General features: G+C 74.6%; 4 protein-coding genes and 1 pseudogene. 2 read left to right on the plus strand and 3 right to left on the minus strand.

Annotated features, from left to right (window positions below):
* The 3 genes from KBX39_RS22540 to KBX39_RS22550 all read right to left on the minus strand — a co-directional run.
* Nucleotides 1–370, minus strand: a 370-nt coding sequence (locus KBX39_RS22540) for a DeoR/GlpR family DNA-binding transcription regulator (RefSeq protein WP_210872388.1), incomplete at its 3' end; no start/stop codon positions are given.
* A gap of 170 nt (nt 371–540) precedes the next feature.
* Nucleotides 541–2,070, minus strand: coding sequence for an adenylyl-sulfate kinase (gene cysC / locus KBX39_RS22545; protein WP_210872390.1), 1,530 nt, complete (start codon nt 2,068–2,070; stop codon nt 541–543).
* Nucleotides 2,071–2,200: 130 nt separating this feature from the next.
* Entirely contained in the window at nt 2,201–3,748 is a 1,548-nt protein-coding gene (locus KBX39_RS22550; RefSeq protein ID WP_069088265.1) for a glycosyltransferase family 2 protein, read from the minus strand.
* Between the two features lie 152 nt (nt 3,749–3,900).
* Here KBX39_RS22550 and KBX39_RS22555 point away from each other — a divergent pair, with 152 nt between their 5' ends.
* On the plus strand, nt 3,901–4,815 hold the full coding sequence (locus KBX39_RS22555) for an ABC transporter ATP-binding protein (RefSeq protein WP_064448851.1): 915 nt from the start codon (nt 3,901–3,903) through the stop codon (nt 4,813–4,815).
* Nucleotides 4,808–5,116, plus strand: a pseudogene (locus KBX39_RS22560) (ABC transporter permease); the annotation flags it as partial. The gene KBX39_RS22555 and the pseudogene KBX39_RS22560, both read left to right, overlap by 8 nt.

The raw sequence follows: 5,116 nt of genomic DNA on the forward strand, positions 1-5,116 counted from the left end.
AGTTGGTGACCACCGTGAGGCCGGGCACGTCGACAAGTCGCCGGGCCAGCTCGGCGGTGGTGGTGCCGGCGGAGAGCGCGATGGCGGCGCCGGGCCGGACCAGCCCTGCGGCGTGGTCGGCGATCGCCGCCTTCTCGGCGGACTGGCGGTCGGCCTTGGCGCGGAAGCCGGGCTCGTCGGTCGAGCCGGGACCGGCGGGCGTCGCGCCGCCGTGCACCTTGGCGAGCAGGCCCTGCTCGTGCAGCGTGTCCAGGTCGCGGCGGATGGTCATGTCGGACACGCCGAACTCGGCGGCCAGTTCGGTGACCCGGACGCCGCCGGCGAGACGCAGTCGTTCCAGGATCGCCGTCTGCCGCTGCCGCGCCAGCATTCCGGCCCACCTCCGAGCGTCACGACCGCGATGCTCACGCGGTCGAACGTGTTCCAACAAAGGCGAACACTACCGCGCAACGAGGGGCGATGCGAAACCGCCGTCGTCCGTAAGGCCGGACGACGGCGGTCGAGGTGCTCGCAGGCCGGACGCGTCCGGCGGCCGAAAGGTCAGGCGGGCTGGAGGCGGGGCTCCACCCAGCCGGTCTCGGTGAGGTGTTCCATCACCTTCCCGATGGCCTCCTCGACGCTGATGTCCGAGGTGTCCACCACGAGATCGGCGTCGGTGGGCTCCTCGTACGGGTCGTCGATGCCGGTCATCCCGGTGAGCAGGCCGGCCCGGGCGCGGGCGTACAGGCCCTTGCGGTCGCGCTGCTCACAGACCTCAAGCGGCGTCGCCACGTGGACCAGCAGGAAGCCCGCGCCGGCCGCCTCGGCCATCTCCCGCGCGGTGGCGCGGGCCGCCGCGTACGGCGCGATCGGGCAGCAGATGCCGACCCCGCGGTGCCGGGCGATCTCGGCGGCCACCCAGCCGATCCGGCGCACGTTGAGATCCCGGTCGGACTTGCTGAACCCGAGCCCGGCGGACAGCTCCCGCCGCACCACGTCGCCGTCGAGCAGCGTGATCGAGCGGTCGCCCTGCTCACGGAGCACGTCGGCCAGGCCCCGGGCGATCGTCGACTTGCCCGAGCCGGACAGCCCGGTCAGGAAGATCACCAGTCCTCGGTACCGCCGCGGCGGGCGGGCCCGGACCAGTTCCTTCGCCACCGCCGGCGGGGTGTGCCACTCGGGCAGCGGGAAGCCCCGGTCCAGCAGGTCGTCGATCTCCTCCACGCTCAGCGCCAGCCGGCGGTTGCGCGGCGGGATGTCCTCCCGCCAGCGCCACTGCCCGTCCCGGTTGTCGTAGGCCAGCTCGCGGGGCACCAGCACACCCAGGCCGGCGCCGGAGAGCATGCCCTCGGTGGAGAGCAGGTGGGTCACGCCGTACGCGGCGGCGACCCGGGCCCGCAGCAGCGCGTCGCTGATCTCGTCACGCCGGCGGGCCAGCGGCACCGCCACCAGCGTCGCCGGGGGCATCCGGTCGCGGGCGGCGAACACGGTACGCACCAGCGCCTCGGACGGCAGGCCACCGGTCGACCCCTCGCCCACCGGGATCAGCACCAGCAGGTGCGCGCCGAGCGTGCGGGCCGCGTGCGCGATCTGCGCCAGTTGCGGGCGGTGCAGCGGACGGTCGGCGAAGACCCCGAGCACCCGGCCCGGCGGCAGCAGGCCGCGTACCTCGTCGGGGCCGCGCCGCAGGCGCTGGAACGGTCCGTGGCCGCCGTCGCCCAGGCGGCGCACCGTGCCACCGACGCCCACCAGGCCCTCGCGGCCCGGCCAGACGTCCGTCACGTCCATCGCCGCGACCGGCGCGCCCTCGCCGTCGGTGAGCACCACCGCCCGGCGGGCCGGGTCCGCCGGGTCGAGCCCGTCGGCCAGCGCGGCCGGCACCTGGAGCGTCACCGGCACCGGCCACGGGGTGCCGTCGGCCAGCCGGCCGCGCCGGCTCAGCGAGGTCAGGTCGGCCCGGCTCATGAAACCGGTGAGCGGCGCGTACGCCCCGCTCAGCAACAACTGGAGATCGGCCAGCTCAGCGGGTCTGGGCGCGTACGACGGCGCATCCCGCAGAACGTCCTCGGGCAGCAGCCACCCGTTGCTCATCGAACCCCCAACTCACCGGCCGGCACACAGTTTCGCAGCCCACCGGCGATCGGTCGAGAGCGCCACCCGGCCTCCCGGTAATCGCGCGTTCCGGCGATCGTGCCGAGGACGAACCGGGGTCTTCGAATCCTTACCGCCGGGCCGCCGCCGGTCGATCGTGCGAACGGCTGCCGGCGCGCGCCGTCCGGCCGAGCGCGCGATCCCGGATCCGCCGGACCGCCCGCCGGATCCGGGCGCGGAGCCGGCGCGGATCCTCCACCCGGGGCGGCCCGCCGTCGGCCGCGCAGCGCACCACGAGCGGCAGGTTCGCGTCCAGCGCCCACCCGGCCTGAATCACCCGGGCCCGGACCTCCCAGGTGCCCCGGGTCCGGCCGCCGTCGAGCGCCGCGAAGTCGACGGTGGCGGTGCTGCGGTGACAGACCCGGCCGTCGGCGGCCGGCTCGGTGGTGGCGTCGACCGGCAGGAAGAACTCCTCCCGGGTCTCCCGGCGGCGGATCACCACGTCGGTCCTCGCCCCGCCGGCCCGCATCACGACACCGTCCGGCGCGGCCCCGGCCACCGGGAGCACCGGCAGCCCTCGGTCGTCGAAGCGCAGCGGCTCGTCCCCGGCGCGCAGGTGGGCGGAGACGGCGACGGTCAGCGTCCGTCCCTCCACCTGCCACCGGTCGACGGCGGCGTGCGCCCGGACACTCACGTCCCACTCCGCCAGCCGGCGCAGGTCGGCCATCCGCCCCTGCGCGGCGAGATGCGCGATCACCTGGTACATCGGCGGCACCCCGGCGATCGCCTCGGGTGCGACACGCTCCTTCACGAGCTGCCCCACCTCGTCCGCCACCTGCCCGGCCCAGGGCTCCGGCGCGCTCAGCAGCGCCTGCCCGCGCAGCCGGTTCAGCATCTCCTTGCGCAGCCAGCGCCGGTGCAGCCGCAGGCGGGCCGCGGCCGGTGGGCGGTGGGCGTCCACGATGTCCATCGCGGCCCGCAGCGCCGCGTAGTACTCCGCCGGGTCCATCCGGGTGGCGGTGACGTTGCCCGCGTCCTCGCGGCGGGCGTGGTGGTAGCAGGGGTGGTCGGCCAGCACGCAGATCCGTTCGGCGAGCAGATAGGCCGCCGCCATCAGCCGGTGGTCCTCCAGGCGTCGCGGGTGGCCCTCCGGGAAGCGCAGCCCGTGCCGGTCGAGGAAGGACCGCCGGAACAGCTTGTGACAGGTCATGCTGTCGGCCAGCGGCGCGTTCGCCAGGGTGGCGTCGAACCGGTTCTCCCGGAACAGCTCCCGCGGTACGCCCCGCCGGTGCCCGATCATCCGTCCGACGACGATGTCCGCGTCGTGTGCCCGGGCGCAGGAGTGCAGGCGGGCCAGCGCCTCGTCGCCGAACCAGTCGTCGTCGTCGGCGAAGAAGACGTACTCGCCGCGTGCCTGCTCCAGCCCCTGGTTGCGCGGGCGCGACGGCCAGCCCGAGTGCGGCAGGCGCAGCACCCGCACGTGCGGGTCGGCAGCGGCCAGCTCGTCCAGGCGCTGCGGCGTCCCGTCGGTCGACCCGTCGTCGGCGAAGATCACCTCGTATCCGCCGGGCGGCAGCCCCTGCCGCGACAGCGACGCGACGAGCGGATCGAGGTGGGCCCCGCAGTTGTACGTGGGCACCACCACGCTCACCGCCGGCCGGTCCGTACCGTCGCTCATGACGCCCCCCGTCGAGTCGCCTCACACGGTGGCAGCTTCCCCGCGACGCCGCTACCCCGTCGGTCACCTAGGGGGCCCGGAGCCGAGGGATCAGGGGATCGCCCGGGTCAGGACGGGCTCCGGCGCGGCCCCGGAGTTCTACGCTGAACGGCGTGACACTGCTCGCGACCGAGTCGCTGACCAAGACGTACGGAGGCCGGGTCACCGCGTTGACCGACCTCACCGTATCGGTCGAGCCGGGGATCATCGGGCTGGTGGGCGCGAACGGCGCCGGCAAGTCCACTCTGATCAAGATCCTGCTGGGTCTGCTCCCGCCGACCAGCGGCCGGGTACAGGTGCTCGGCCTCGACCCGACCACCGACCCGGCCGCGGTCCGCGCCCGGGTCGGATACATGCCCGAGCACGACGCCCTCCCGCCCGACCTGTCCGCCGCCGAGCTGGTCACCCACCTGGGCCGGATCAGCGGACTGCCGCGCACCGTCGCCCGGGAACGGGCCTCCGAGGCGCTGCGCCACGTCGGCCTGCACGAGGAGCGGCACCGGGCCGTCGGTGGCTACTCCACCGGCATGAAGCAGCGGGTCAAGCTCGCCCAGGCGCTCGTACACGATCCCGATCTGCTGCTGCTCGACGAGCCGACGAACGGCCTCGACCCGGCCGGCCGGGACGCCATGCTCGCGCTGATCCACCGGATCGGCACCGAGTTCGGCATCTCGGTGGTGGTCTGCTCGCACCTGCTCGGCGAGGTGGAGCGGATCTGCGACACGCTCGTCGCCATCGACGGCGGCCGGCTGCTGCGCGCCGACCGGGTGTCCGCCATGACCACCGCCACCGACGTGCTCGCCGTCGAGGTGAGCGAGGGCACCGACGACCTGGCCGCCCGGCTCGCCGCGCTCGACCTGCCGGTGACCCGCGACGGGCGGCTGCTGCTCGTCCCGCTCGCCGACGACGCCACCTACGACCAGATCCTCGGCGCGGTCGCCGAGCTGGACCTGCCGCTGCACCGGCTGGACCAGCGGCGGCACCGGGTGGCCGAACTCTTCGCCGCGAGGGAGCCCAGCCATGTCTGACGCGACCGGGGTCATCCACGACATCGGCTACCAGCGCTACACCGGCCCGCGGCTCGGCCGCCGGCAGGTCTTCGGCGCGCTCTACCTGCACGGCGTGCGTACCGTCTTCGGGCTGGGCCGCAGTGCCAAGGCGAAGATCTTCCCGTGGCTGGTCGTCTCCGTGGTGACCGTGGTGGCCGCCGGGGTCACCGCGGTGCGCAGCCAGATCGGCGAGGTGGTGATGACGTACGCCCAGTTCGCCGACGCGATGAGCTGGCTGGTCATCTTCTTCGCCGCGGTGGCCGCGCCCGAGCTGGTCTCC

Source organism: Micromonospora sp. D75 (genome assembly GCF_018070405.1).
Taxonomy (GTDB): domain Bacteria; phylum Actinomycetota; class Actinomycetes; order Mycobacteriales; family Micromonosporaceae; genus Micromonospora; species Micromonospora chalcea.

Excerpts from the sequence above, each read along its gene's own strand:
- cysC (WP_210872390.1), bottom strand. The coding sequence starts at position 2,070 with ATGAGCAACGGGTGGCTGCTGCCCGAGGACGTTCTGCGGGATGCGCCG.
- KBX39_RS22550 (WP_069088265.1), bottom strand. The coding sequence starts at position 3,748 with ATGAGCGACGGTACGGACCGGCCGGCGGTGAGCGTGGTGGTGCCCACG.